The 23937-nt window shown below is 73.2% G+C and carries 24 protein-coding genes; 20 read left to right on the top strand and 4 right to left on the bottom strand.

Annotated features, from left to right (window positions below; genetic code table 11):
- Positions 1-11 precede the first annotated feature (11 nt).
- Positions 12-902, bottom strand: coding sequence for a phosphatase PAP2 family protein (locus J2S58_RS07290; RefSeq protein WP_205255954.1), 891 nt, complete (start codon positions 900-902; stop codon positions 12-14).
- 378 nt (positions 903-1280) lie between these two features.
- Here J2S58_RS07290 and infA point away from each other — a divergent pair, with 378 nt between their 5' ends.
- The 12 genes from infA (at position 1281) to J2S58_RS07230 (ending at position 10854) form a co-directional block, all read left to right on the top strand.
- Positions 1281-1502, top strand: a complete 222-nt coding sequence (infA, locus tag J2S58_RS07285) for a translation initiation factor IF-1 (protein ID WP_029136093.1) — start codon at positions 1281-1283, stop codon at positions 1500-1502.
- Between the two features lie 188 nt (positions 1503-1690).
- The gene (rpmJ, locus tag J2S58_RS07280) at positions 1691-1804 is read left to right on the top strand and encodes a 50S ribosomal protein L36 (protein ID WP_205255955.1); all 114 of its coding nucleotides are present in this window, start codon (positions 1691-1693) and stop codon (positions 1802-1804) included.
- Between the two features lie 170 nt (positions 1805-1974).
- Entirely contained in the window at positions 1975-2352 is a 378-nt protein-coding gene (gene rpsM / locus J2S58_RS07275; protein WP_205255956.1) for a 30S ribosomal protein S13, read from the top strand.
- A 4-nt stretch (positions 2353-2356) separates the two neighbouring features.
- On the top strand, positions 2357-2767 hold the full coding sequence (gene rpsK / locus J2S58_RS07270) for a 30S ribosomal protein S11 (RefSeq protein ID WP_015746491.1): 411 nt from the start codon (positions 2357-2359) through the stop codon (positions 2765-2767).
- A 25-nt stretch (positions 2768-2792) separates the two neighbouring features.
- Positions 2793-3398 carry a 30S ribosomal protein S4 gene (rpsD, locus tag J2S58_RS07265; protein WP_205255957.1) on the top strand — a complete coding sequence of 202 codons (606 nt, stop codon included), beginning with the start codon at positions 2793-2795 and terminating at the stop codon, positions 3396-3398.
- A 169-nt stretch (positions 3399-3567) separates the two neighbouring features.
- On the top strand, positions 3568-4728 hold the full coding sequence (locus J2S58_RS07260; RefSeq protein ID WP_205255958.1) for a DNA-directed RNA polymerase subunit alpha: 1161 nt from the start codon (positions 3568-3570) through the stop codon (positions 4726-4728).
- 202 nt (positions 4729-4930) lie between these two features.
- Positions 4931-5647, top strand: coding sequence for a 50S ribosomal protein L17 (gene rplQ / locus J2S58_RS07255; RefSeq protein WP_205255959.1), 717 nt, complete (start codon positions 4931-4933; stop codon positions 5645-5647).
- Between the two features lie 62 nt (positions 5648-5709).
- Entirely contained in the window at positions 5710-6645 is a 936-nt protein-coding gene (gene truA / locus J2S58_RS07250) for a tRNA pseudouridine(38-40) synthase TruA (RefSeq protein WP_205255960.1), read from the top strand.
- 333 nt (positions 6646-6978) lie between these two features.
- Positions 6979-7422, top strand: a complete 444-nt coding sequence (rplM, locus tag J2S58_RS07245; RefSeq protein ID WP_205255961.1) for a 50S ribosomal protein L13 — start codon at positions 6979-6981, stop codon at positions 7420-7422.
- Between the two features lie 53 nt (positions 7423-7475).
- On the top strand, positions 7476-7985 hold the full coding sequence (gene rpsI, locus J2S58_RS07240) for a 30S ribosomal protein S9 (protein WP_370881860.1): 510 nt from the start codon (positions 7476-7478) through the stop codon (positions 7983-7985).
- Between the two features lie 8 nt (positions 7986-7993).
- Positions 7994-9376, top strand: a complete 1383-nt coding sequence (gene glmM / locus J2S58_RS07235) for a phosphoglucosamine mutase (RefSeq protein ID WP_205255962.1) — start codon at positions 7994-7996, stop codon at positions 9374-9376.
- A gap of 125 nt (positions 9377-9501) precedes the next feature.
- Positions 9502-10854, top strand: a complete 1353-nt coding sequence (locus J2S58_RS07230) for an APC family permease (protein WP_205255963.1) — start codon at positions 9502-9504, stop codon at positions 10852-10854.
- Between the two features lie 19 nt (positions 10855-10873).
- On the opposite strand, the gene J2S58_RS07225 is transcribed toward J2S58_RS07230, so the two are convergent.
- The gene (locus J2S58_RS07225; RefSeq protein WP_205255964.1) at positions 10874-11692 is read right to left on the bottom strand and encodes a dienelactone hydrolase family protein; all 819 of its coding nucleotides are present in this window, start codon (positions 11690-11692) and stop codon (positions 10874-10876) included.
- 375 nt (positions 11693-12067) lie between these two features.
- Here J2S58_RS07225 and J2S58_RS07220 point away from each other — a divergent pair, with 375 nt between their 5' ends.
- On the top strand, positions 12068-13657 hold the full coding sequence (locus J2S58_RS07220) for an AAA family ATPase (protein ID WP_205256090.1): 1590 nt from the start codon (positions 12068-12070) through the stop codon (positions 13655-13657).
- A 75-nt stretch (positions 13658-13732) separates the two neighbouring features.
- Here the strand turns inward: J2S58_RS07220 and J2S58_RS07215 are convergent, their stop codons facing one another.
- Positions 13733-14947, bottom strand: coding sequence for a benzoate/H(+) symporter BenE family transporter (locus J2S58_RS07215; protein WP_205255965.1), 1215 nt, complete (start codon positions 14945-14947; stop codon positions 13733-13735).
- A gap of 177 nt (positions 14948-15124) precedes the next feature.
- On the opposite strand from J2S58_RS07215, the gene J2S58_RS07210 reads away from it, so the two are divergent.
- The 7 genes from J2S58_RS07210 (at position 15125) to tsaE (ending at position 22747) form a co-directional block, all read left to right on the top strand.
- Positions 15125-15625, top strand: coding sequence for an XRE family transcriptional regulator (locus J2S58_RS07210; RefSeq protein WP_205255966.1), 501 nt, complete (start codon positions 15125-15127; stop codon positions 15623-15625).
- 85 nt (positions 15626-15710) lie between these two features.
- Entirely contained in the window at positions 15711-17570 is a 1860-nt protein-coding gene (gene glmS / locus J2S58_RS07205; RefSeq protein ID WP_205255967.1) for a glutamine--fructose-6-phosphate transaminase (isomerizing), read from the top strand.
- Between the two features lie 26 nt (positions 17571-17596).
- Positions 17597-17989 carry a holo-ACP synthase gene (locus J2S58_RS07200; RefSeq protein WP_205255968.1) on the top strand — a complete coding sequence of 131 codons (393 nt, stop codon included), beginning with the start codon at positions 17597-17599 and terminating at the stop codon, positions 17987-17989.
- 70 nt (positions 17990-18059) lie between these two features.
- On the top strand, positions 18060-19493 hold the full coding sequence (locus J2S58_RS07195; protein ID WP_205255969.1) for an NAD(P)H-hydrate dehydratase: 1434 nt from the start codon (positions 18060-18062) through the stop codon (positions 19491-19493).
- Between the two features lie 385 nt (positions 19494-19878).
- A complete protein-coding gene (gene alr / locus J2S58_RS07190) occupies positions 19879-21054 on the top strand; it encodes an alanine racemase (RefSeq protein WP_205255970.1) in 1176 nt (391 codons plus the stop codon).
- The gene (locus tag J2S58_RS07185; protein WP_205255971.1) at positions 21054-22268 is read left to right on the top strand and encodes an alpha/beta fold hydrolase; all 1215 of its coding nucleotides are present in this window, start codon (positions 21054-21056) and stop codon (positions 22266-22268) included. Before alr ends, J2S58_RS07185 begins: the two co-directional genes overlap by 1 nt.
- Positions 22265-22747: a tRNA (adenosine(37)-N6)-threonylcarbamoyltransferase complex ATPase subunit type 1 TsaE gene (gene tsaE / locus J2S58_RS07180; RefSeq protein WP_205255972.1), complete on the top strand. Its 483-nt coding sequence runs from the start codon at positions 22265-22267 to the stop codon at positions 22745-22747. The genes J2S58_RS07185 and tsaE overlap by 4 nt, the downstream gene beginning before the upstream one ends.
- A 1-nt stretch (position 22748) precedes the next feature.
- Here tsaE and J2S58_RS07175 read toward each other — a convergent pair whose 3' ends face one another.
- Positions 22749-23804 carry a LacI family DNA-binding transcriptional regulator gene (locus J2S58_RS07175; protein WP_205255973.1) on the bottom strand — a complete coding sequence of 352 codons (1056 nt, stop codon included), beginning with the start codon at positions 23802-23804 and terminating at the stop codon, positions 22749-22751.
- Positions 23805-23937 lie beyond the last annotated feature (133 nt).

Here is a 23937-nt window from a genome sequence, read left to right as displayed (position 1 = left end):
CCCGGCGCCCGTCAGGCCTGGTCGGTGCGGCGGGGCGAGCGGGTCGGGTCGGCGGGGGAGTCGTCCGGCAGGGCGGCCCGCTGCACCGTCCGGCGGATGCGCCAGAGGCGACGGACGGTCAGGCAGAGCACCAACCAGCCCGCGCCGGTCAGCCATCCGCCGAGGACGTCGGTGCTCCAGTGCACGCCGAGGTACAGACGGCTCAGCCCGATGAGCGCGATGAAGAGCACGGCCACGACGCGGACGGCGATACGCCCGGCGGGCGAGGGGATGAGCCGCACCAGCACGATGACCAGCACACCGAGGATCGCCATCGAGGCGAGGGAGTGACCGGACGGGAAGGACTGGTTCGTCTCGTCGACCAGGCGTTCGGCGACCGGCGGCCGGACCCGCCCGACGATCGTCTTCCCGACCCGGACCAGCAGCCCGGCCCCCAGGGCGACGACCGCGATCACCACGGCGTCCGGGCGCCGGCCGCGGACCCACAGGACGATGACCGTCACGCCGGCCAGCACCCCCATCGAGAGGGTGCTCCCGACGGTGGTGACCGTCCTGGCCACGCCGGTGAGGAATCCGGTCCGGTGGTCGACGAACCATTGCCAGACGGGACGGTCGAACGAGGTGAGGCCGTCGCCCTCGGCCACCTGGTCGGCCAGCGCGCCCACCGACACCGCGATGACGGCCAGGACGGCGCCCCGGGTGAGCAGCAGTTCCAGCAGGGCGGGGCGCGCCCGGCGGTTGCGGATCGCGATCACCAGGCCCAGCCCGAGGAGGACCAGGGCGGCCGCGGCGTACGGGAGCCAGGTGAACCCGTAGGTGGCCAGGAAACCCTGGTCCGGCCCGGTCCCGGGGTCCGGGGCGGTGGGGGCGGTCAGCGCGACGGGGAGGGCTGCTGCGGGCATCGGACCAGCATGGATCATCGGCGGTACCCCGGGCGTTCACCGGTCCTCCGGCTCGCCGTCCGGCCACGTGCGGTCGGGGCCGGTGGCCGGGTTGGTCGCGGGGGTCGGGGAGCGTACAGTGAAGGGTCGGCGCGCATGCGTGCCGGTCTCAGCGTGCCCGCCACGCCGCGATCGGTGCAGGATCCCCCTCGTGGAGGTCGCCCAGCGCGCTCGCATCCCGTGCCTCCCGCGCGACCCGGACGCCTGCGTCCGGTCGGGCCGGAGGCCTGTGGTGCGGCCGAGGTCGCCGCGGTGATCGAACGGTACGCCCCGCCCTTCACCGGGTGGGTCGGCCCGGTGGTCACCGCTGCGCCGTGAACAGCACAGATTGCGGAGGACATGGGCAAGAAAGACGGGGCCATCGAGGTCGAGGGTCGCGTGGTCGAGCCTCTGCCCAACGCGATGTTCCGGGTGGAGCTGGAGAACGGCCACCGGGTCCTGGCCCACATCAGCGGGAAGATGCGGCAGCACTACATCCGCATCCTCCCCGAGGACCGGGTCGTCGTGGAGCTCTCGCCCTACGACCTGTCCCGCGGCCGGATCGTCTACCGCTACAAGTAGGCCGTCGGGTCCGTGTGGCGGCGGTTCGGTCCGCCGGCACCACCTGCACCAGCCGCCCCTGCTCTGGGGCGGGCCCGGGGGAGACCCCGGGACGATCGGCCTCCGCCGGAGGACCGATAGGGAGCGCGGCCGATCGGCCGTGCGTGGTCCGGGCCCGACGTGGGTCCGGTACTCGAGTGAGGAAAGCCGTGAAGGTTCAGCCCAGCGTCAAGAAGATCTGCGAGAAGTGCAAGGTGATCCGCCGGCACGGACGCGTCCAGGTCATCTGCGAGAACGTGCGTCACAAGCAGCGTCAGGGCTGATGTGACGTCAGGCCGGTCGCACCCGCGGCCGGTCGTTTCATCGTGTCACCACATCGCCACCCTCGTTAGGTGTGGCGGTACACCCCCGGACCACAGGCCGGGGCCCGGGAGAGATCTCCGGGACGGGACACGACCGACACCTGTGGCACCGAAGAAGGAGCGTGTGCCAGATGGCACGACTCGCCGGTGTCGACCTCCCCCGCGACAAGCGGATGGAGGTCGCACTGACCTACATCTACGGGATCGGGCGCACCCGCGCGCTCGAACTGTTGACGTCCGCCGGGATCAGCCCGGACCTGCGCACCAAGGATCTGTCCGACGAGGACCTCCTGGCCCTGCGCGATCAGATCGAGGCCCACGAGTTCAAGGTCGAGGGTGACCTGCGACGCGAGGTGCAGTCCGACATCCGTCGCAAGATGGAGATCGGCTCCTACCAGGGTCTGCGGCACCGCCGCCACCTGCCGGTCCGCGGTCAGCGGACCAAGACCAACGCGCGCACGCGCAAGGGTCCGAAGAAGACGATCGCCGGCAAGAAGAAGGCCAGGTAATCCCATGCCCCCCAAGTCCCGTCAGGGCTCCGCGGCCGTCAAGAAGATCCGCCGCAAGGAGAAGAAGAACGTCTCGCATGGGCACGCCCATATCAAGAGCACGTTCAACAACACCATCGTCTCGATCACCGATCCCACCGGAGCGGTGATCTCCTGGGCCTCCGCCGGCCACGTCGGCTTCAAGGGCTCGCGCAAGTCCACGCCGTTCGCGGCGCAGATGGCGGCCGAGAACGCCGCCCGCCAGGCCATCGAGCACGGCATGCGCAAGGTCGATGTGTTCGTCAAGGGCCCGGGTTCGGGTCGCGAGACGGCCATCCGGTCCCTGCAGGCAGCCGGCCTCGAGGTCGGCGCGATCTCCGACGTCACCCCGCAGGCTCACAACGGCACCCGACCGCCCAAGCGGCGCCGGGTCTGACGAGTCGAGAAAGGAACCCCCGATCATGGCTCGTTACACCGGACCCATCACGAAGAAGTCCCGCCGCCTGAAGGTCGACCTCGTCGGCGGCGACGTCGCCTTCGAGCGCCGTCCCTTCCCGCCCGGCCAGCACGGCCGCGCGCGGACCAAGGAGAAGGAATACCTGACGCAGCTGCAGGAGAAGCAGAAGGCCCGCTTCACCTACGGCGTCATGGAGAAGCAGTTCCGTCGTTACTACGCCGAGGCCGCCGGTCGTCCCGGCAAGACCGGCGAGACCCTGCTGCAGATCCTCGAGTCGCGTCTGGACAACGTCGTCTACCGCGCGGGCCTGGCCCGCACGCGGCGCGCGTCCCGTCAGCTCGTCACCCACGGCCACTTCCTGGTCAACGGTGTGCGCGTGGACGTCCCGTCGTACCGCGTCGAGCAGTACGACATCATCACCGTGCGCAAGCAGTCGGTGGAGACCTTCCCGTTCGAGCTGGCTCGCCAGACGTTCGGTGAGCGCCCCACCCCCGCCTGGCTCAAGGTGGTCCCGAACTCGCTGCAGATCCTCATCCACTCGGTGCCCGTGCGGGCGCAGATCGATTCGCAGATCACCGAGCAGCTGATCGTCGAGTTCTACTCCAAGTGATCCCGTCGCGCCGCCGGACCCCGCAGGGGGTCCGGTGGCGCGCACGTGTGCCGTCCCGGTCCTCACCGGGACGGCCGCCTCCGTCGGGCCCCGGCCCGGCGCAGGACGCTCCCTCGCATGACGTCATATGGCGGACGTCATCATGCAGACCCCAGGAAGGGGACCTTCTGTGCTGATCTCCCAGCGCCCCTCGCTCGCCGAGGAAGGCGTGGCCGACAACCGCTCCCGGTTCGTCATCGAGCCGCTCGAGCCCGGTTTCGGGTACACCCTCGGCAACTCGCTCCGTCGCACGCTCCTGTCGTCCATCCCCGGTGCCTCGGTCACCAGCATCCGCATCGACGGTGTGCTGCACGAGTTCACGACCGTCCCGGGTGTGAAGGAGGACGTCACCGAGCTGATCCTCAACCTCAAGTCGCTGGTCGTCTCCTCCGAGGACGACGAGCCCGTCACCATGTACCTGCGCAAGCAGGGTCCCGGCGACGTGACCGCCGCCGACATCGCGCCCCCGGCCGGTGTCACGGTGCACAACCAGGACCTGAAGCTGGCCACCCTGACCAAGAAGGGCAAGCTCGAGATCGAGCTGGTCGTGGAGCGTGGCCGTGGCTACGTCCCCGCCTCGCCCAACAAGGTCGTCGGGGCCGAGATCGGCCGCATCCCGGTCGACTCGATCTACTCCCCGGTCCTCAAGGTCACGTACCGCGTCGAGGCCACCCGCGTCGAGCAGCGCACCGACTTCGACCGCCTCGTGCTGGACGTCGAGACCAAGCCGTCGATCACCCCCCGGGACGCGCTGGCCTCGGCCGGCACCACCCTGGTCGAGCTGTTCGGCCTGGCCCGCGAGCTCAACGTCGACGCCGAGGGCATCGAGATCGGGCCGAGCCCGGCCGAGGCCGACCACATCGCCGCGTTCGCGCTGCCGATCGAGGAGATGGACCTGACCGTCCGCTCCTACAACTGCCTCAAGCGCGAGGGCATCCACACGGTCGGCGAGCTCGTCTCCCGCACCGAGGCGGACCTGCTCGACATCCGCAACTTCGGGCAGAAGTCCATCGACGAGGTCAAGATCAAGCTCGCCGGCATGGGCCTGTCCCTGAAGGACTCGCCGGCAGGGTTCGACCCGGCCGCCGCTGCCCTGGCCTACAGCGACACCGAGTGGTCCGACGACGACGTCGAGCTGGACGGGACGCCCGCGGCCAACGGCATCAGCGATGTCACGTACGACCCCGGCTTCACCCCGGACGGCCCCGGCTTCGGTGCCACCGCGAACCCGGGCAACACCGAGGCCCCGCAGTCCGACGACACGGACTACGCGGAGACCGAGCAGATCTGACGCACCACCGGCGTGACCCGTCCTCACCGGGACGGGTCACGCCACCGGTCCATCCGCACCGCGGATGGGCGGCGCTCCGGCCCCGTCGGAACGCCGAACACGGACAGGACACCGTCGACGCCCGGGAGTTCGCTCCCGGACCGTCGCCTCACCCGCCAGGGCGCCACGCCCACGCGGACCACGACCAGAAAGAAGTGCACCCATGCCCACTCCTCCCAAGGGTCCCCGTCTCGGCGGTTCGCCGGCCCACGAGCGTCACATCCTGGCGAACCTCGCCCAGTCGCTCTTCGAGCACGGCCGCATCCAGACCACCGAGACCAAGGCCAAGCGGCTGCGCCCGTACGCGGAGAAGCTGATCACCACGACCAAGCAGGGCACGCTGCACGCCCGCCGCGAGGTCATGAAGGTCATCCGCGACAAGGACGTGGTGCACAAGATGTTCGCCGAGATCGGGCCGTCCTTCGCGACCCGCGACGGCGGGTACACCCGGATCATCAAGACCGGCCCGCGCAAGGGCGACAACGCCCCCATGGCGATCATCGAGCTGGTCGACGAGGAGACCGTGTCCTCGGCCGCCGGCAAGGTCGCCCGTCGGGCCGCGAGCGCCGGTGGCAACCGCTCCGCGCGGGTCGCCGCGTCCAGCGGTTCCGCCGCTGCGGTCGAGACCGATGCCGACGCTCCCGCCGAGGGCGCCTCGGCGCCCGCGCAGAGCACGCTGGCCGCCGATCAGGATCCCGCCGAGGGTTCCGTCGCCGCCGGTGAGCAGGCCGAGTCCGGCACCGTCGACGAGCCCGCGGGCCCGTCGCAGGAGCCGGCCGAAGGTGCCGTCGCCCCCGGCGACGCCGACGCCGACGACCAGGGCAAGGCCGTCCCGGCCCCGTCCCAGGCCCCGGCCGAGGGTTCCGACACCACCAAGTGAGTCGATCCGTCGTCGCCCTCGGGCGTCGGCGGGACACTGACCACGCGACGGTGCGCAGGACCATGACAGACCACGACGGGCGTCCCCAGCAGGGGGCGCCCGTCGTCGTCGTTCCCGGGGTGCAAGCAGGCCCGGGGCCGGCGTCCGTCCGGTTGCGCCTGGACCTGTCCTACGACGGCACCGACTTCTCCGGGTGGGCGGTGCAGCCCGGTCGACGCACCGTCGCCGGGGTACTGGGGGAGTCGCTCCGTACCGTGCTGCGAGCCCCGGTGCCGCTCGTCGTCGCCGGGCGGACGGATGCCGGTGTGCACGCTCTCGGTCAGGTCGCGCACATCGACGTCGACCCGACCGCCCTGGCCGCCCTCACCCCGCGGCAGGGCAATCTGCCCGCCCCCACGGCTGCCCTCGTCGGGTTGAACCGACGGCTCGCCGGGCTGCTGCCGCCCGATGTGCGGGTCAGGGGGATCGCAGCTGCCGCGCCGGGTTTCGACGCCCGGTTCGCAGCCCTGCGGCGGCACTACCGCTATCGGGTGGCGACCTCGGACTGGGGCGCCAGCCCGATGGACCGCTCCTTCGTCCTGGCCCTGCGCCGGGAGCTCGACCACGCCCTGATGCGACGGTCCGCGACGGCTCTGCTCGGGCTGCACGACTTCGCCGCGTTCTGCCGCCCACGGGAGGGGGCGACGACCATCCGGGAACTGCAACGGCTGGACGTCGAGCGGGTGTCCGGTGACGAGGTGCACATCCTCGTCAGTGCCGATGCCTTCTGCCACTCCATGGTCCGCGCGCTGGTCGGTGCCCTGGTGGCGGTGGGCCAGGGCAGGGCGCCCGTGGAGATGCCCGCGGCCGTGCTGGCCGCCGGCGTGCGCACCGCCGCCGTGCACGTCGCCCCGGCACACGGGCTGACCCTGATGGCCGTGGACTACCCGCCGGACCGTGAACTGGCGGACCGGGTGGGTGCGACGCGGGCGACCCGGTCGGCCGACGAGGTCGGCTGAGCAGGGCCCGGTAGCGCTGCCCCGGCTCCGTTCGGGTTCCGTCCGTGCTCCGTCCGTGCTCCGTCCGGACGCTGGGCCGGGGGGCCGGCGGGGCGGCCGGCCCCGGCATTTTGACCGGTGCCGGGCGGGCGCGGTAGTCTGGTCCTTCGGTGCGCCGGTTGTCGCTGCGCGCCGTTCTGCTGTGGAGCGCCTCGCGGTGCCGGTGGAACGGAATCGGCGGCGAGGGCTCGGCCCGGATGTTCCCATCCGGGCGGGGTCTGCGGGAGTGCGCCGACACGACAGGGCGCATGTTTCGGCAGCGCCAGACACAGGCAGAAGACAAGAGGCATATCCGTGCGCACGTACAGCCCCAAGCCGGGCGATGTCACCCACGCCTGGCACGTGATCGACGCGACCGATGTCGTGCTCGGCCGGCTGGCCAGCCATGCTGCGCAGCTGCTGCGCGGCAAGCACAAGGCGATCTACGCGCCGCACGCGGACACCGGTGACTTCGTCGTCATCATCAACGCCGAGAAGGTCGCGGTGACCGGTAACAAGCGGGACACCAAGTTCCTCTACCGGCACTCCGGCTACCCGGGCGGCCTGCGTCGTCGCTCGGTCGGCGAGATGCTCGACACCAAGCCCGAGACCCTGGTCGAGAAGGCCGTGCTCGGCATGCTGCCGCACAACTCGCTGGGCCGCACCGTCGGTCGCAAGCTCAAGGTGTACGCGGGCCCGAACCACCCGCACATCGCGCAGCAGCCGCAGCCGTTCGAGATCACCCAGGTCGCCCAGTGACCGAGCCGACCCCCACCTCCGAGTACGAAGGCAGTGACGTGAGCGAGTCCGAGATCCTCCCGCAGGACGACAGCGTCCCCGCCGGTGACGACATCGAGTACACCGAGAACACCAGCGACGTCGAGCCGCACGAGCTGCCCGAGATCGTCCCCTCGGTCTCGCTGCCCGTCGTGCTGGACCGCCCGGTGCAGACCGTGGGTCGCCGCAAGGAGGCCGTGTGCCGCATCCGGCTCATCCCCGGCAACGGCACCATCACCCTCAACGGGCGCACGCTGGACAACTACTTCCCGAACAAGGTCCACCAGCAGCTGATCAAGGAGCCGCTGGTCAACCTCGAGAAGGCCGAGACCTACGACGTCATCGCGCGTCTGCACGGCGGCGGCGTCACCGGCCAGGCCGGTGCCCTGCGGCTGGCCATCGCCCGCGCCCTCATCGAGGTGGACGAGAACGACCGTCCGGCCCTGAAGAAGGCCGGCTTCCTGACCCGGGACGCCCGCGCCACCGAGCGCAAGAAGTACGGCCTGAAGAAGGCCCGTAAGGCCCCCCAGTACTCCAAGCGCTGATCCAGCGCATGGGACGCCTCTTCGGGACGGACGGTGTGCGTGGCCTGGCCAACGCCGACCTCACCCCCGAACTCGCGCTCCAACTCGCCACCGCGGCGGCCCAGGTCCTCGCCCTCCAGGGTGTGGACGGGGCCGCCGTTGCGGCGTCCGGGGCCGATTCCGACGCGCTGCGAGCGGCACGTCCGCTCGCCGTCGTCGGCCGTGACCCGCGGGCCAGCGGCGAGATGCTCGAGGCCGCCGTGGCTGCCGGGCTCGCCTCGGCCGGGGTCGACGTGGTGCTGCTCGGCGTGCTGCCGACGCCTGCGGTCGCCTTCCTGACCGCCGATCTGGGGGCCGCTCTCGGAGTGGTCATCTCCGCCTCGCACAACGCGATGCCGGACAACGGGATCAAGATCTTCGCCGCCGGCGGCCGCAAGCTGTCCGACGCCGCCGAGGACGCCATCGAGGCGGCCGTGGGCGAACCCGCGGTGCGACCCACCGGCGAGGGGGTCGGCCGGATCCGCCGGGCCGACGACGCATCGCGCCGGTACCTGGACCACCTGCTCATCGCCACCCCCAACCCGATCGCCGGGCTCAAGGTCGTGGTCGACTGCGCCCACGGTGCGGCGTCCACCCTGGCTCCCGAGGTCTACCGGCGGGCCGGCGCGGAGGTCGTCGTCATCGCCGGCGACCCCGACGGCCTCAACATCAACGACGGGGTGGGTTCCACCCATCTCGACGGGCTCCGCGCCGCCGTGGTCGCCCACGGCGCCGATCTCGGGATCGCGCACGACGGCGACGCCGACCGGGCCCTGGCCGTGGCCGCCGACGGCACCGAGATCGACGGGGACGCCATCCTGGCCCTGCTCGCGGTGTCCCTCCGCGATCGGGGCCGGCTGACCGACGACACGGTCGTCACCACCGTCATGGCGAACATCGGCTTCCACCAGGCGATGGAGAAGGCGGGGATCGCGGTCCTCACCACCGGCGTCGGTGACCGGTACGTGCTCTCCGAGATGAACCGCGGCGGGTACTCCCTCGGCGGCGAGCAGTCCGGCCACTTCATCCTGGCCGACCACGCCACCACCGGGGACGGCCTGCTCTCCGCGCTGCACCTCATGTCGATGGTGTCGGCGACGGGCCGCACGCTCGCCGATCTGGCCACGCTGGTGACCCGGTTCCCGCAGGTCCTGATCAACGTGCGCGTCACCGGCGACAAGGCCGGGGTCGCCGCCGCGCCCGCCGTCGTCGAGTCGGTCACCCGGGCGGAGGCCGAACTGGGGTCCGCGGGGCGTGTGCTGCTCCGGCCGTCCGGCACCGAGCCGCTGGTCCGTGTGATGGTCGAGGCGGCCACGGCCGACCAGGCCCGGTCGATCGCCGAGCGGGTGGCCGCGGTCGTCGCCACCGTCTGAGTCCGCGCCGCCGCTGACGCACTTCACAGAGGCTTTACACGAACGAACTCGCGGACGGCGGTCAGCGCGAGCACACTCCCGTCATCCCGCGCGTTCCGCGCGGCCGGTGGGAGGGGTCCTCCGTCATGACGCAGACCGACACGAAGGCGCAGCCGGAACTCAAGCGGACCCTCGGACCCAAGCTCCTGTTCTTCTTCGTCCTCGGCGACATCCTGGGCACCGGGATCTACGCCCTCACCGGTCAGGTGTCCGCCAAGGTCGGCGGGGCCCTGTGGCTGCCGTTCCTCCTGGCCTTCGCGGTCGCGTTCATCACCGCCTTCAGCTATCTCGAGCTGGTCGGGAAGTATCCGCAGGCGGCGGGGGCCGCGCTCTACGCGCACAAGGCGTTCGGCATCCAGTTCCTCACCTTCATGATCACCTTCACGGTGATGTCCTCGGGCATCACCTCGGCGTCCTCGGCCGCCCGGGCCTTCGGCGGCACCTACCTGAAGGAGTTCGTCACCCTGCCCACCTGGGCCGTCGCCGTGCTGTTCATCCTGCTGGTCGCCTACATCAACTTCCGCGGGGTGGGCGAGGCGGTCTGGGCCAACGTGGTCCTCACCTGCATCGAGCTCGGCGGGTTGCTGCTGATCATCGGCATCGGCGTGGTCGCCGTCCTGCAGGGCAAGGGCGACTTCTCCCGGCTCGCCGAGATCAACACCGCCGATTCCTCGGCCCTGCTCGCCGTCACCTCGGCGACCTCGCTGGCCTTCTTCGCGATGGTCGGCTTCGAGGACTCGGTCAACATGGCCGAGGAGACGAAGAACCCGGCGAAGACCTTCCCGCGGGCGATGCTGCTCGGCATGGGGGCCGCGGCGATCATCTACGTTCTCGTGGCCATCGCCTCGTCCACCCTCGTGCCCACCGATGTGCTGGCGCAGGCGGGGAGCGGCGCGCTGCTCGAGGTGGTCGCCGTCGGCGCCCCCAGTCTGCCGCCCGGGGTGTTCGCCTTCATCGCCCTGTTCGCGGTGGCCAACTCCGCCCTGATCAACATGATGATGGCCAGTCGGCTGCTCTACGGGATGAGCCGGGAACGGGTGATCCCGCGGATCCTGTCGCAGGTGCACCCGTCCAAGCGGACCCCGTGGACGGCGATCCTGTTCACCAGCGCCATCGCCGTCGTGCTCGTCGCCACCATGGACGTGGCCCGGCTCGGCAGCACCACGTCGCTGCTGCTGCTCGGCGTCTTCTGCATCGTCAACATCGCTGTCCTGGTGCTGCGCCGGAACCCGGTCGAGCACGAGCACTTCCGGGCGCCGACGTGGCTGCCGGTGCTCGGCATCCTCACGTGCCTGTACCTGGTGACGCCGCTGTCCGGGCGACCCGCGGCGGACTACCAGCTCGCGCTCATCCTGCTCGGCGTCGGCGTGGTGCTGTGGGGGATCAACCGGCTCGTCGTCGGCAAGGTCGACTTCGATCCGGCCGCGCTGAAGGACTGAGCGGAGAGCCCGCGCCCGTTCACTCCACCTCTTCGTGCGGGTCCTTCAGCGTGGTGCGGGCGATCTTGCCGTCGAGCTCGTCGGCCAAGTGCTCGTGCCCGTCCAGGTGGCGCAGGAAGAAGGCCGCCGCCAGCATCCGGGACACCGACTGCGTCTTGTGCTCGCTGCTGGACCCGGACACGGTGCTCGTCCAGTGCTTGCCCTCGGCGAATCCGAGGTGCCCGCCGCCCTTGATCAGCCGCAGCTGCGTCGGGCCGGTCCAGTTCGCGGCCAGCGCGGCGCCACCGGTCTCGACCATCTCGCCGCCGTCGTTGCCGGTGATGTGCAGGCTCGGCATCTCGCACAGGCCCGCGGCCTCGATGGAGGAGGGCTTGACGTCCACCGCGGTGACGGTGACGACCGCGTCGATCGATTCGTCCTGCGAGGCGGCCAGCACCGCCGCACCGCCGCCGGTCGAGTGGCCCAGCACGCCCATCTTCGACGGATCCGCCCGGACTCGTCCGCCGCCCAACCGGGCGTGCGCGGCGATCCGCAGGGCCTTGGACAGGTCGACGGCCAACCCACCGAAGGAGGGGAAGGGACCGTTCTCGGTCGCCGGCGCGACGGCGACGATGCCCCAGCTGGCCAGGAACCGCAGGGTGTCGACGTACCGGGAGACCGGCTGCAGCCAGCCGTGGGCCAGCGCCACGACGGGCAGGTCGTGTCCGGCGGACGGCGTGTAGATCAGGCCCGGCATGCCGGCGATGCCCAGATCGCCCACCGCCACCCGGTTCGGCCCCCAGTGGGCCAGGTAGTCCAGGGTCGGCCGCTCGATCGTCGGGGCGGTGCGTCGTGCCATGTCCGGGCTCCTGTTCGTGCGCGTCTCGACCGGCCGCTGCGCGCGGCCCGGTCCGGAGAGACCCCGGGCGGGGACATCAGGTCTCGTACAGTATCGCCGGGTGGCGGGGGTCGGACTCCCGCACGGCCCGACACGGCCGGACAGGTGCGGCCCGGCAGCCCCGGGCGGCCCTCCGGCCGGGCCGGGCATCCGGGAGGCGGGGGCACCGTGGCGCGACGCACCGATCAGGACGACGCCGGGACCAGCGACGGGCTCGCGCGGGCGGTGGGATCGACGCTGACCTCGGAGCCGGGAACGGCGGCCGGTGGTCCGCGGCCCGCCGGCGAGTTCGCCGACACGCTGCGGCGGCTCATCCGGGCCCGGTTCCCCGTGCTCATGGTGCAGACGGCCGAGGAGTCCCGGGTGCTCCGGGACATCGCCGGGGTGCTCGGCGACCGCAGCCAGGTGCTGCCGCCGCGGCTGGTGCACACCTGGTCGACGTCGCAGGGGTTGGCCGTGCTCGGGCAGCCCGGTTCGCCGGACACCCGCACGCCGCACGCCGCCCTGCAGGTCGCAGCCACCCTGTCCGTGCCCAGCGCCGTCGTCCTGCTCGACCTGCACCCGTGGCTCGGCTCGCCGAGCTCCCCGCCGGACACCCAGCTGATCCGACTGCTGAAGGACACCGTCCGCTACTACCGGGACGGGTCGGTGCCACGCACGCTGATCCTGGTCTCCGCGGTGTCCTACCTCCCGCCGGAACTGCAGTCGCTGGTCACCCTGGTCGACTACCCGCTGCCCACCGGCGGGCAGATCCGCGAACTGCTCGACGGGATGATCGCCCGCAATGTCGCCACCGGTGCGCTCACCGTCGACCTCGGCCCGGACGGCGCCGAGCGGCTGGCCCAGGCCGCCCGCGGCCTCACCGCCGCCGAGGCCGAGAACGCGTTCGCCCGGGCCATGGTCGACGACGGTCACCTGGCCGATGACGACGTCGACCTGGTCTGGCAGGAGAAGAAGCAGATCGTGGCCAAGTCGGGGGTGCTGGAGGTCGTCACCTCCACCGTGCGGCTCGAGGACGTCGGCGGCCTGGGCAACCTCAAGACCTGGCTGACCAAGCGGAACGGTTCCTGGCTGGCCCAGGCCCGGGAGTACGGGCTGCCCGCAGCCAAGGGTGTGCTGATCACCGGTGTGCCGGGGTGCGGGAAGTCGTTGACGGCCAAGGCCACCGCCAGTGCCTGGTCGCTGCCGCTCGTGCGGCTGGACATCGGGCGGGTGTTCGGTGGTCTGGTCGGGGCCAGCGAGCAGAACATGCGCACCGCGCTGCGCACCGCGGAGGCCATCGCGCCGTGCGTGCTGTGGATCGACGAGATCGAGAAGGGTTTCGCGGCCGGGGCTTCGGGGTCCGGCGACTCCGGGACCTCGGCACGGGTGTTCGGCACCTTCCTGACGTGGATGCAGGAGAAGACGGCGTCGGTGTTCGTGCTGGCCACCGCGAACGCGATCGGTCTGCTGCCCCCGGAGATGCTGCGCAAGGGCCGGTTCGACGAGATCTTCTTCATCGACCTGCCCACGGCCGTCGAGCGCACCGTCATCTTCCGGCTGCACCTGGCCGCCCGGCTGGCGGCCGGCCCCGCGCTCGGTGACCTGCCCGTCGACGACGCCCTGCTCGGTCGGCTGGTGGCGGCGACCGAGGGGTTCTCCGGCGCCGAGATCGAGCAGGTCGTCATCGCGGCCTGCTTCGACGCCTTCGCCGGTCGGCGACCCCTCGTCGAGGACGATCTGCACCGGGAGATCGGAGCCACCGTGCCGCTGTCGGTCACCCAGGCCGAGCAGATCGCCGCCCTGCGGGCCTGGGCGGACGTCCGCGCGGTGGCCGCGACCGCGCCGGAGGACCGCTCGGGCTACGCCGGTCCCGCGGAGGGTGACCCGCCGGCGCCCGCGGGGGACATCATCGCGGCCCGCGGGGGGCGGCCGGTGCCGAGCTGACCCGGCCGCCCCACCAGTCCCGGCCCTCGTCCGCGGCTCCGACCGCCGCGTCGGTCGCATTACAAGGCCGGGCACTCACTCCCGCCGGTGCCGGCCCGGTGCCGTCGTCGGGGTCGCCGCGACCGGCGGGGCGGTCGGTGCGGTCGGGGCGGTCGGCCGGGGGCGCAGCAGCAGCATCGCCGCTCCGGCGACCAGCCCCCAGAACGCCGACCCGATCCCGAGGAACGCCACCCCGGCCGCGGTGACCGCGAAGGTCACGACGGCGGCCTCCCGCCGGCCGACGTCGCCGACCGCGGCGGTCAGCGACGAGGCCAGCGCGCCGATCAGGGCGAGCCCGGCCACCGCCTGGACCAGCACCGGCGGGGCGACGAGAATGAGGGCGGTGGCCAGCCCGGCGCCCAGACCCAGGACGGCCAGGCCGAGCCCGGCGGTGACGGAGGCGATCCACCGCCGCTCGCGCGGGCCCGCGTCGTCGCCGGCGGCCAGCGCCGCACTGATCGCGGCGAGGTTGACCGCGTGCCCGCCGAACGGGGCGGCCAGCATCGTCAGTGCGCCGGTGACCAGCAGGATCGGTCGCAGCGGCGGGCGGAAGCCGTACTGGGCCAGCACGGCCATCCCGGGGATGTTCTGCGAAGCCATGGTGACCAGGAACAGCGGCAGCCCCAGACTGAGCAGGGTCAGCGGCTCGAACATGGGCGCCACCCACACCGGGGTGGGCAGCAGGTCCGCGCCGGTCAGATCCGGGCCGGTGAATGCCAGGGCGATCACCGCGACGACCAGGGCCGCAGGCACGGCCCAGAGTCGGGCGAACCGGGTGGCCAGCGCCCAGACCACGATGACCGGCGCGGCCAGCCCGGGCACCTCGCCCAGGGCGCGCACCGGGGCCAGGCAGAGCGGCAGCAGCACCCCGGCGAGCATCGCCGAGGCCAGCGGCGTGGGGATGGCGGCGATGAGCCGGCCCAGCGGACGGACCAGGCCGGCCACCACGATGAGCAGGCCGCACAGCAGGAACGCCCCGACCGCCGCGGGGAAGCCGCCGGCCGGTACCCCGCTCGAGATCAGCAGGGCCGCACCGGGTGTCGACCAGGCGATGCTGATGGGGAGGCGGGAGCGCAGGCCGAGGACGAGGGCGGCGACGCCGGCGGCGACGCTGACCGCCAGCAGGCCGCTGGTCGCCTGGGCGGGGTCGGCGCCGACCGCCCGCAGTCCGGCCAGCACCACGGTGAACGAGCTGCCGAAGCCGACGAGGGCGGTGATCACCCCGGCGACCAGGGGGCGGGTGAGGGTCATGCGGGTGCTCCCCGGTCGGGTCGGCGGCTGTCGTATCGTCGTTCCATGCCGTTCCGTAAACGGAACGAGTCGGACAGTAGAGCGGGGGCGGACGTGGGGGCAACCGGCCCGGGTGTTCGGGGGGCGGCGGGACGGGACCCGGCCGGACCGGGTGCGCTCGCGGGCGACCAGGCCGCGGTGGGGGACCGGGTCCGGCAGCTGCGCACCGCCCGGGCACTGTCGCTGTCCGCCCTGGCCCGGGCCGCGGGCGTCGGCAAGGCCACCCTGTCCGGCCTGGAGGCCGGGATGCGGAATCCGACCCTGGACACCCTGCACGCCGTCGCCGCCGCCCTGCACGTCCCGGTCACCGCCCTGCTCGGCGCGACCGGATCGGATCTGCGCGGGAGCGCGGTCCGCGTGGAGGTGCTGCGGGTCTTCCACGAGGGGCCGGTGACCGTGGAGCTGTGCACCCTGACCCTGCCGGCCGGTACCGCGCAGGTCTCACCGGCGCACCACGTGGGCGTCACCGAGCACGTGACGGTGTTCGCCGGCACCCTGCGGGCCGGCCCGGTGGACACGCCCGGCGAGGCCGGGCCGGGCGGCTACCTGGAGTGGGCGTCCGACGTGCCCCACGGGTACGCCGCGCTCGGCCCGGAGGACGTCCGCGCCTCGCTGCTCATCCGCACCCCCGGCGACTGACCGAACCGACCGGCCGCCGGACGTGCCCGGGCCGGCCGTGTCGCGCGGGCCGGAACGGGTCCACCCCCCGGTTACCCTCAGGCCCATGTGCGGCATCGTCGGATACATCGGACCCCGTCAGGCCCTCCCGCTCGTCCTGGAGGGCCTGCGCCGGCTCGAGTACCGCGGGTACGACTCCGCCGGGGTCGCCGTGCTGGACGACGACGGCGCCCTGCACGTGAGCAAGAAGGCCGGGGTGCTGGCCAACCTCGAGCACGAGATCGACGGCGGCACGGTCGCGTTGGCCGGGCGCACCGGCATCGGGCACACCCGGTGGGCCACCCACGGCGGCCCGACCGATCGCAACGCCCACCCGCACACCGACACCGCCGGCCGCACCGCGGTCATCCACAACGGGATCATCGAGAACTTCCCGGTGCTGCGCCGCGAGCTCGAGGACGCCGGCATCGAGATGTCCAGCGACACCGACACCGAGGTCGTCGCCCACCTGCTCGGCCGGGCCTACGCGTCCGGTACGACGGCCGGCGACCTGCCGGCGAGCATGGCCGCCGTGGCCCGCCGGTTGCAGGGCGCGTTCACCCTGGTGGCCACGCACGCCGACGAGCCCGGCCTGCTCGTCGCCGCCCGCCGCAACTCCCCGCTCGTCATCGGCATCGGGGACGGCGAGATGTTCCTGGCCAGCGATGTCGCCGCGTTCATCTCGCACACCAAGCAGGCCGTCGAGCTCGGCCAGGACCAGCTCGTGGTGGTGCACGCCGACGGGTACGAGGTGACCTCGTTCTCCGGGGGCGAGCCGGACTTCCGGCCGTTCACCGTCGACTGGGACCTCGCCGCCGCGGAGAAGGGCGGCTACCCGACCTTCATGGACAAGGAGATCGCCGAACAGCCCACGGCGCTGGCCGACACCCTGCGCGGGCACTTCGACGGGACGGCGGTCATCCTGGACGAGCAGCGGCTCGGCGACGACGAGCTGCGCACCATCGACAAGGTCTTCGTGGTCGCCTGCGGCAGCGCGTACCACTCGGGTCTGGTCGCCAAGTACGCGATCGAGCACTGGACCCGACTGCCCGTCGAGGTCGAGCTGGCCAGCGAGTTCCGGTACCGGGACCCGGTTCTCGACCGGGACACCCTCGTCGTCGCGGTCTCCCAGTCCGGCGAGACCGCCGACACCCTGGAGGCCGTGCGGCACGCCCGCCGCCAGGGCGCCAAGGTGCTGGCCGTGTGCAACACCAACGGCTCCCAGATCCCGCGGGAGTCCGACGCGGTGCTCTACACGCACGCCGGCCCGGAGATCGGGGTCGCCTCGACCAAGGCCTTCCTCGCGCAGGTGGCCGCCAACTACCTCGTCGGGTTGGCCCTGGCCCAGGCCCGCGGCACCAAGTACTCCGACGAGGTCGCCCGCGAGTTCGAGGCGCTGTGCGCGATGTCGGCCGCCGTCGAGGAGACGCTCACCCTGATGGAGCCGGTCCGCGAGCTCGGTCGTGAGCTGGCCAACTCGCGTGCGGTGCTCTTCCTCGGCCGGCACGTCGGCTACCCGGTGGCCCTGGAGGGCGCGCTGAAGCTCAAGGAGCTGGCCTACATGCACGCCGAGGGCTTCGCCGCCGGCGAGCTCAAGCACGGACCGATCGCGCTGATCGAGCAGGGGCTGCCGGTGGTGGTGGTGACGCCGTCGCCGAAGTCGCAGCCGGTGCTGCACTCCAAGCTGCTGTCCAACATCCGTGAGGTGCAGGCCCGCGGGGCGCGCACCATCGTCATCGCCGAGGAGGGCGACGACACGGTGGCCCCGTTCGCCGACACCCTCATCGAACTGCCGCGGGTGCCCTCGCTCCTGCAGCCGTTGGTGGCCACAGTGCCGTTGCAGGTGCTGGCCGCCGAGATCGCCCGGGCCAAGGGTTTCGACATCGACAAGCCCCGGAACCTGGCCAAGTCCGTCACGGTCGAGTAGTGACGGGCGGCCCGCCCGGTGGGGGAATGGTCGGTGCCGGGGTCATCGGGGTGGGGATCGACGTGGTCGCCGTCGACCGGTTCGTCGCGTCGCTGGCCCGGACCCCGCACCTGGCCGATCGGTTGTTCACCGCGGAGGAACGACGGACGGCCTCCGGTCACCCGCGCCGGCCCACGTCGCTGGCCGCCCGGTTCGCGGCCAAGGAGGCGGTGGCCAAGGCGCTCGGCGTTCCGCCCGGGCTCGACTGGCACGACTGCACGGTCGTCAACGAGGACTCCGGCCGGCCCCGTCTGGTCATCACCGGCACCGTCGCCGCCGCTGCGGCCGCGCAGGGCGTGGGCTCCTGGCAGCTGTCGCTGTCGCACGACGCCGGTATCGCCGCGGCCATGGTGATCGCACTCGCCGCCGTTCCCGGCTGAACCGGCCCGGTCCGTCCCGCCGGCCCATCCCGCCGTCGCGCGTCCCGTCGCCGATGGTGAGGATGGACGGATGATCCACGCCTACACCGCCGAGTCGATCCGATCCATCGAGCAGGTCTCCCTGGACCGGGACGGCCAGGCCACCCTCATGCGCCGGGCTGCGGCCGCCGTCGCCGAACAGGTGCTGGTCGCCCTGCCCGGCCCGCTGCCCGGCCGTCGGGTGGTGGTCCTGGTCGGCCCCGGCAACAACGGGGGTGACGCCCTGCTGGCCGGAGCGCTGCTCCGCCGCCGCGGACTGGCCGTGACCGCCGTGCTGACCGCGCCCGACCGTACCCATGCGGTGGCGCTTGCCGAGTTCCGCCGCCGCGCCGGCCGGGTGCTCGCCGCCGACTCCCGGGGCGTGGCGGGTCTGATCTCCGGGGCGGACGCGATCGTCGACGGGCTGGTCGGGTTGTCGGCCCGGCCGCCGCTGCGGTCGCCGATGGACGCGTTGGTGACGGCGGCGAACGAGAGCGCGGCGGTGCGGGTGGCCGTCGACCTGCCGAGCGGGGTGGACCCGGCCACCGGGACGGTCGACGGCCCGGTCTTCGCCGCCGACGTCACCGTCACCTTCGGTGCGGTCAAGACCGGCCTGCTCGTCACCGACGCCGCCGGGCAGCTGATCTGCGACCCGATCGGCATGGACCCGGCCGATGCCCCGGGTGTCGGGGTGGACGCGGTCGCGCTGACCGAGGGCGATCTGGACCGGTGGCTCCCGGGACCCGGCACCACCGACGACAAGTACTCCGGCGGCCTGGTCGGCATCGTGGCCGGCTCACCCGGCTATCCCGGAGCTGCGGTGCTGTGCACCGGGGGTGCGGTGCGCACCCGGCCCGGGATGGTCCGCTACGCCGGCGCGCAGGGCGGGGCGGTCCTCGCCCGTTGGCCCGAGGTGGTGGCCAGCGAGACGCCGGACGGGGCCGGCCGGGTGCAGGCGTGGGTGGTCGGCCCGGGTCTGGGCACCGACGACCGGGCCATGGAACTGCTGCGTTTCGTGCTGGGGGAGGACGTCCCGGTGCTGGTCGACGCGGACGCCCTCACCCTGCTCGCCCAGCACCCGGACCTGCTGGCCGGACGAGCGGGACGGCCGACCGTGCTCACCCCGCACGAGCGGGAGTTCGCCCGGATCTTCCCGGAGATCGACCTCGCCGACCGGCTCCGTGCGGCCCGTTCCGCGGCGGCCACGAGCGGGGCGACCGTGCTGCTCAAGGGTCACCGCACGGTGGTGGCCGCCCCTGACGGCACGACCGCGGTGAACCGGTCCGGCAGTTCCTGGCTGGCCAGCGCCGGGTCCGGCGACGTGCTCTCCGGGGTGATCGGCTCGCTGCTGGCCACCGGGCTCGAACCCTGGCAGGCCGCCGCCGCGGGAGCGTTCCTGCACGGCCGGGCCGGGGAGCGGGCCCAGGCGGCCGGGCTCGCCGGGGCGTCCGCGCTGTGGGACTTCCTGGGCCGCCCCGCCGCCTGAGGTGTTCGGGTACTCGAGTGTCCGGGTGGACAGGACATCGCTGACACCGCCCGTGCCCGGCTCGCCCCTGCGCCGGGTGTGTCGGTCGCGCGCCCGGGTCTTGCATTCGCGCCTGGGATGGGAGGCGCGTTCACACATCGGGGGCGCGTTCGTGGTGGGGTGCTCTCCGTCGCGGTGGCCGGGTCGGTCCACGCGCCCGGGTCTTGCATTCGCGCCTGGGATGGGAGGCGCGTTCACGCATCGGGGGCGCGTTCACGCATCGGGGGCGCGTCGACGCACCAGAGCGCCGGCGCGTCATCCCCCGGGCGGGCGCACCGAGCGACGCCGCCGTCGGTCCGCGAGGGCGGGTGGTCGGGGCCCGGCCCGGACATGGTTCCATCGGAGCATGGCTTCTCCCGGTGCCCGCAGCGTGCCCGCGCCCCCGCGCGCGGAGGCGGTGGTCGATCTCGATGCGGTGACCGCGAACACCCGCGCCCTGCTGGCCCGGGCCCGGCAGGCCCGACCCGACGTGGCGGTGATGGCGGTGGTCAAGGCCGAGGGGTACGGGCACGGCGCCGCCGCGTGCGCGCGGGCCGCCCTGGCCGGCGGGGCGACCTGGCTCGGTGTCGCCACCCTCGCGGAGGCGGTGGCGCTCCGCGCAGCCGGACTCACCGCGCCGCTGCTGGCCTGGCTGTGGGTGCCCGGTGACGACCTGGCCGGCGCGGTGGCCGCCGATGTGCAGATCGCCGTGTCCGGCCCGGTCCAGCTCGACGCCCTGCTGGCCGCCGTCGGCGACACCCGACCGCGGATCCACGTCAAGGTGGACACCGGGCTGGGTCGCAACGGGGTCGGACCGGCCGAGCTCGCCGCGACGGTGGACGCCGTGGCCGCGGCGCAGCGGGCCGGGCGGGTGGAGTTCGTCGGTCTGATGAGCCACCTGGCCGGCGCGGACGTGCCGGGCGATCCGTCGGTGGCCGAGCAGACCGCGCTCTTCCGCGCCGCCGAGCGCACCTTCGTCGCTGCCGGGCTGGCGCCCGCCGTCCGTCACCTGGCCAACACCGCGGCGACCCTGGACCACCCGGACTGCGTCTTCGACCTGGTGAGGTGCGGCATCGGCCTGTACGGGCTGGATCCGACCGAACCCGGTGCCACGCCCCGACTCCCGCTCGTCCCCGCCATGACGCTGCGGGCCACCGTCGCCCAGGTCAAGCGGGTGCCCGCCGGCTGGGGGGTCTCCTACGGCCTGACGTACCGGACGACGACCGAGACCACCCTGGCCCTGGTGCCGCTGGGATACGCGGACGGCATCCCGCGCGCCGCCTCCTCGGTCGGCCCCGTCCTGCTCGGCGGCCGGCGCCGGCAGATCGCCGGGCGGGTGGCGATGGACCAGTTCGTCGTGGACTGCGGGGACGACCCGGTGGCCATCGGGGACGCGGTGACCCTGTTCGGGCCGGGTACCGCGGGGGAGCCGACCGCCCGGGAGTGGGCCGAGGTCACCGGCACGATCGACTACGAGATCGTCACGCGCATCGGCTCGCGGGTGCCGCGCCGTCCGTCGGGCGCGCCGGGTGGGGAGTCCTGATGGCCAACCCCCTGGTGCGGGTGCTGGGCGCCGTCGGGATCGCCGGTGGTGTCGTCGGCGCGGCCGCCCTGGGTGGGGTGACGGCCCAGCGCCGGGCCGTGCGGCGGTACCGGCAGTCGTCGATGGACGGGGAGGCCGACGGGTACGGCTCGCTGGCCGCGGACCGCACCTATTCCGTGGCCGCCGACGACGGGGTCGTGCTGGCCGTCGAGGAGGTCGGCCCCGTCGACGCCCCGCTCACCGTGGTGTTCGCGCACGGCTGGACACTGCGGGCCGGGTCCTGGCACTTCCAGCGGTACGCCCTGGCCCACCCGGTCGGTGACGACACCGGCCCGGCCGTCCGGCTGGTCTTCTACGACCAGCGCTCGCACGGACGGTCCACCCGGGCCGAGGCGGGGCACTCCACCATGGCCGACCTGGCCGGGGACCTCGCCCAGGTGCTGGCCACCGCGGCGCCCGACGGGCCGGTGGTGATCGTCGGCCACTCGATGGGTGGCATGGCCCTGCTCACCCTGGCCGGGCGCGACCCCGGGTACTTCACCCACCGGGTCGCTGGGATCGGGCTGATCTCCACCTCGGCCACCGCACTGCGACAGGCCGAACTGAGCCGGTTGCTGGTCGCCGGCAGCACCTCCATCGTCAAGCTGATCAGCGCCACGGTGGCCCGGTACCCGACGCTGATCGAGCGCAGCCGGGCCGGCAGCCGGGACGCCGCCTGGCTGCTCACCCGGGCCCTGGGTTTCGCCCGCCGGGACATCCCCGCCGCCCTCGTCGACTACCTGGACGAGATGATCTCCGGCACCCCGGTGGACGTGATCGCCGACTTCACCCCGGCCCTGCTCGGCCTGGACGCGTTGGCCGCCCTGCCCGCGCTGGCCGAGCTGCCGGCCCTGGTGGCGTGCGGTGACGCCGACCGGCTGACCCCGGTGCGCCGGTCGGAAGCGCTGGCCGCGGCCCTGCCGGACTCCGAACTGGTGGTCGTCCCGGGGGCGGGGCACATGGCGATCATGGAGGCGCCGGAACCGATCGACGAGGGGCTGGACCGGCTGATTATCCGGGCGGCCCGGCGGGCGGGACTGGTCGCGCCGGACGCCCGGCCCGACCCTGCCCGGACCCGGACGGTCCCCGTCGAGCGCGTGCGCGTGCCCGTCGATCCCACCGCCGTCGACCACGCGCCTGTCGACCGCGCCGTATCCGACGAGGAGCACCGATGACCGCGCCCGTGCTGACCCTGGCCACCCTGGACGACACCGAACGGTTCGGCCACGCGCTGGGCGCCGTGCTGCGTCCGGGCGACCTGGTCCTGCTCAGCGGCGCTCTGGGCGCGGGCAAGACGACGTTGACCAAGTCCATCGCGGCGGGCATGGGGGTCACCGGGACGGTCACCTCGCCGACGTTCGTGCTGGCGCGGGTGCACCGGCGGGCCGACGGCTCGCCGGGGCCCGCCCTGGTGCACGTGGACGCCTACCGGCTGGCCGGCTCCGTCGAGCTCGACGACCTCGACCTGGACACCGATCTCACCGCGGCGGCCGTCGTCGTCGAGTGGGGGGAGGGCGTCGGGGAGGGACTGGCCGACGACCGGCTGCTCGTCCGGCTCGACCGACTGCCCGACGACACCCGGACCGCCGAGCTGCACGCCACCGGCCCGTCCTGGGGGTCCAGGGTCGATGCGCTGACCGCCGGGTGGGGCTGAGTCAGTTCCGGCCCGGTGTGCTGGCCCGGACGACGACCTCGCCGGTGACCGTCTCCACCACCGGGGTGGCCCGGTCCTCGGCCTCGGCCGGGCGCAGGTCCAGCGCCAGCTCGAGGGCGCGGGACCCGATGCGCTCCAACGGGAGTCGCACCGTGGTCAGGGCCGGTCGCACGTCCCGCAGCATGCCGATGTCGTCGAACCCGGCCACGGCGACGTCGCCGGGGATGTGGTGCCCGCGGTCCCGCAGGGCGGCCATCGCACCGACCGCCATCACGTCGCTCACCGCGAACACGGCGTCGACGTCGGCGATCGCCCCCGGGTCGCGGTCCAGCATCTCGGCCATCGCCACGTAGCCCCCGTCGCGCGAGAACTGGGTGCTCATCACGCTTTCCGGGGCCAGGGCGGCGCCGGCGGCCTCGACGCCGGCCTGGAACCCGGTCAGTCGGTCCTCGGAGGTCAGCCAGCTCTCCGGTCCGGTCAGCACCGCGAAGCGGCGGTAGCCCAGCCCGACCAGTGACGTGGCCAGAGACCGTGCGCCACCGGCGTTGTCGATGCGCACGGTGTGCACGGGCAGGGTGTCCTGGCCGATCGAGGCCACCGATCCGCCGTCGGCGAGGATGCCGGACAGTTCGAGGTCCAGCCGTTGCTGGACGAACGGGTCGGCGGTGCGCGACCCGCCCAGGATGACCGCCCGGGCACGCTGCCGCCGCAGCATCTCGACGTGGCGGACCTCGACCTCGGGGTCCGAGCCGGTGGCGGCCACCGTCACCATGAGACCGCGCCGGGCCGCCGTGGCCATCACCCCGGCGGCCACCGCCGCGGCGTAGGGGTCGGCGATGTCGTGGACGACCAGGGCGACCGTGCTCGTCGATCCGCGCACCATGGCCTGCGCGGCCGCGTTGGGGGAGTAGTTCAGCATCCCGGCGGCATCGAGCACCCGGGCCCGCAGGTCGGCCCGCACGGTGCGGCCGACCGCCCCGGACAGCGCGCGGGACGCGGTGGCCACGGAGACCCCGGCCAACTGGGCCACATCGCGCAGGGTGACCTGGTCCGCCACGGCCGCCCCCTCCCGAGCCGGCGCGTGCCGGCGCGCCCATTCTGGTGCACGGCCCGGCCCGGGAACGCGGCGGACGGATGCGGCGTCCCGGCGATCCCGTCCGCTCCGGCCGGACCGGCGCCCGTTCCTGCCT

It is taken from the genome of Nakamurella flavida (genome assembly GCF_030811475.1).
GTDB classification, from domain to species: Bacteria; Actinomycetota; Actinomycetes; order Mycobacteriales; family Nakamurellaceae; genus Nakamurella; species Nakamurella flavida.
Note: the sequence above shows the minus strand (reverse complement) of the source record. Positions and strands in the feature narration are given on the sequence as shown.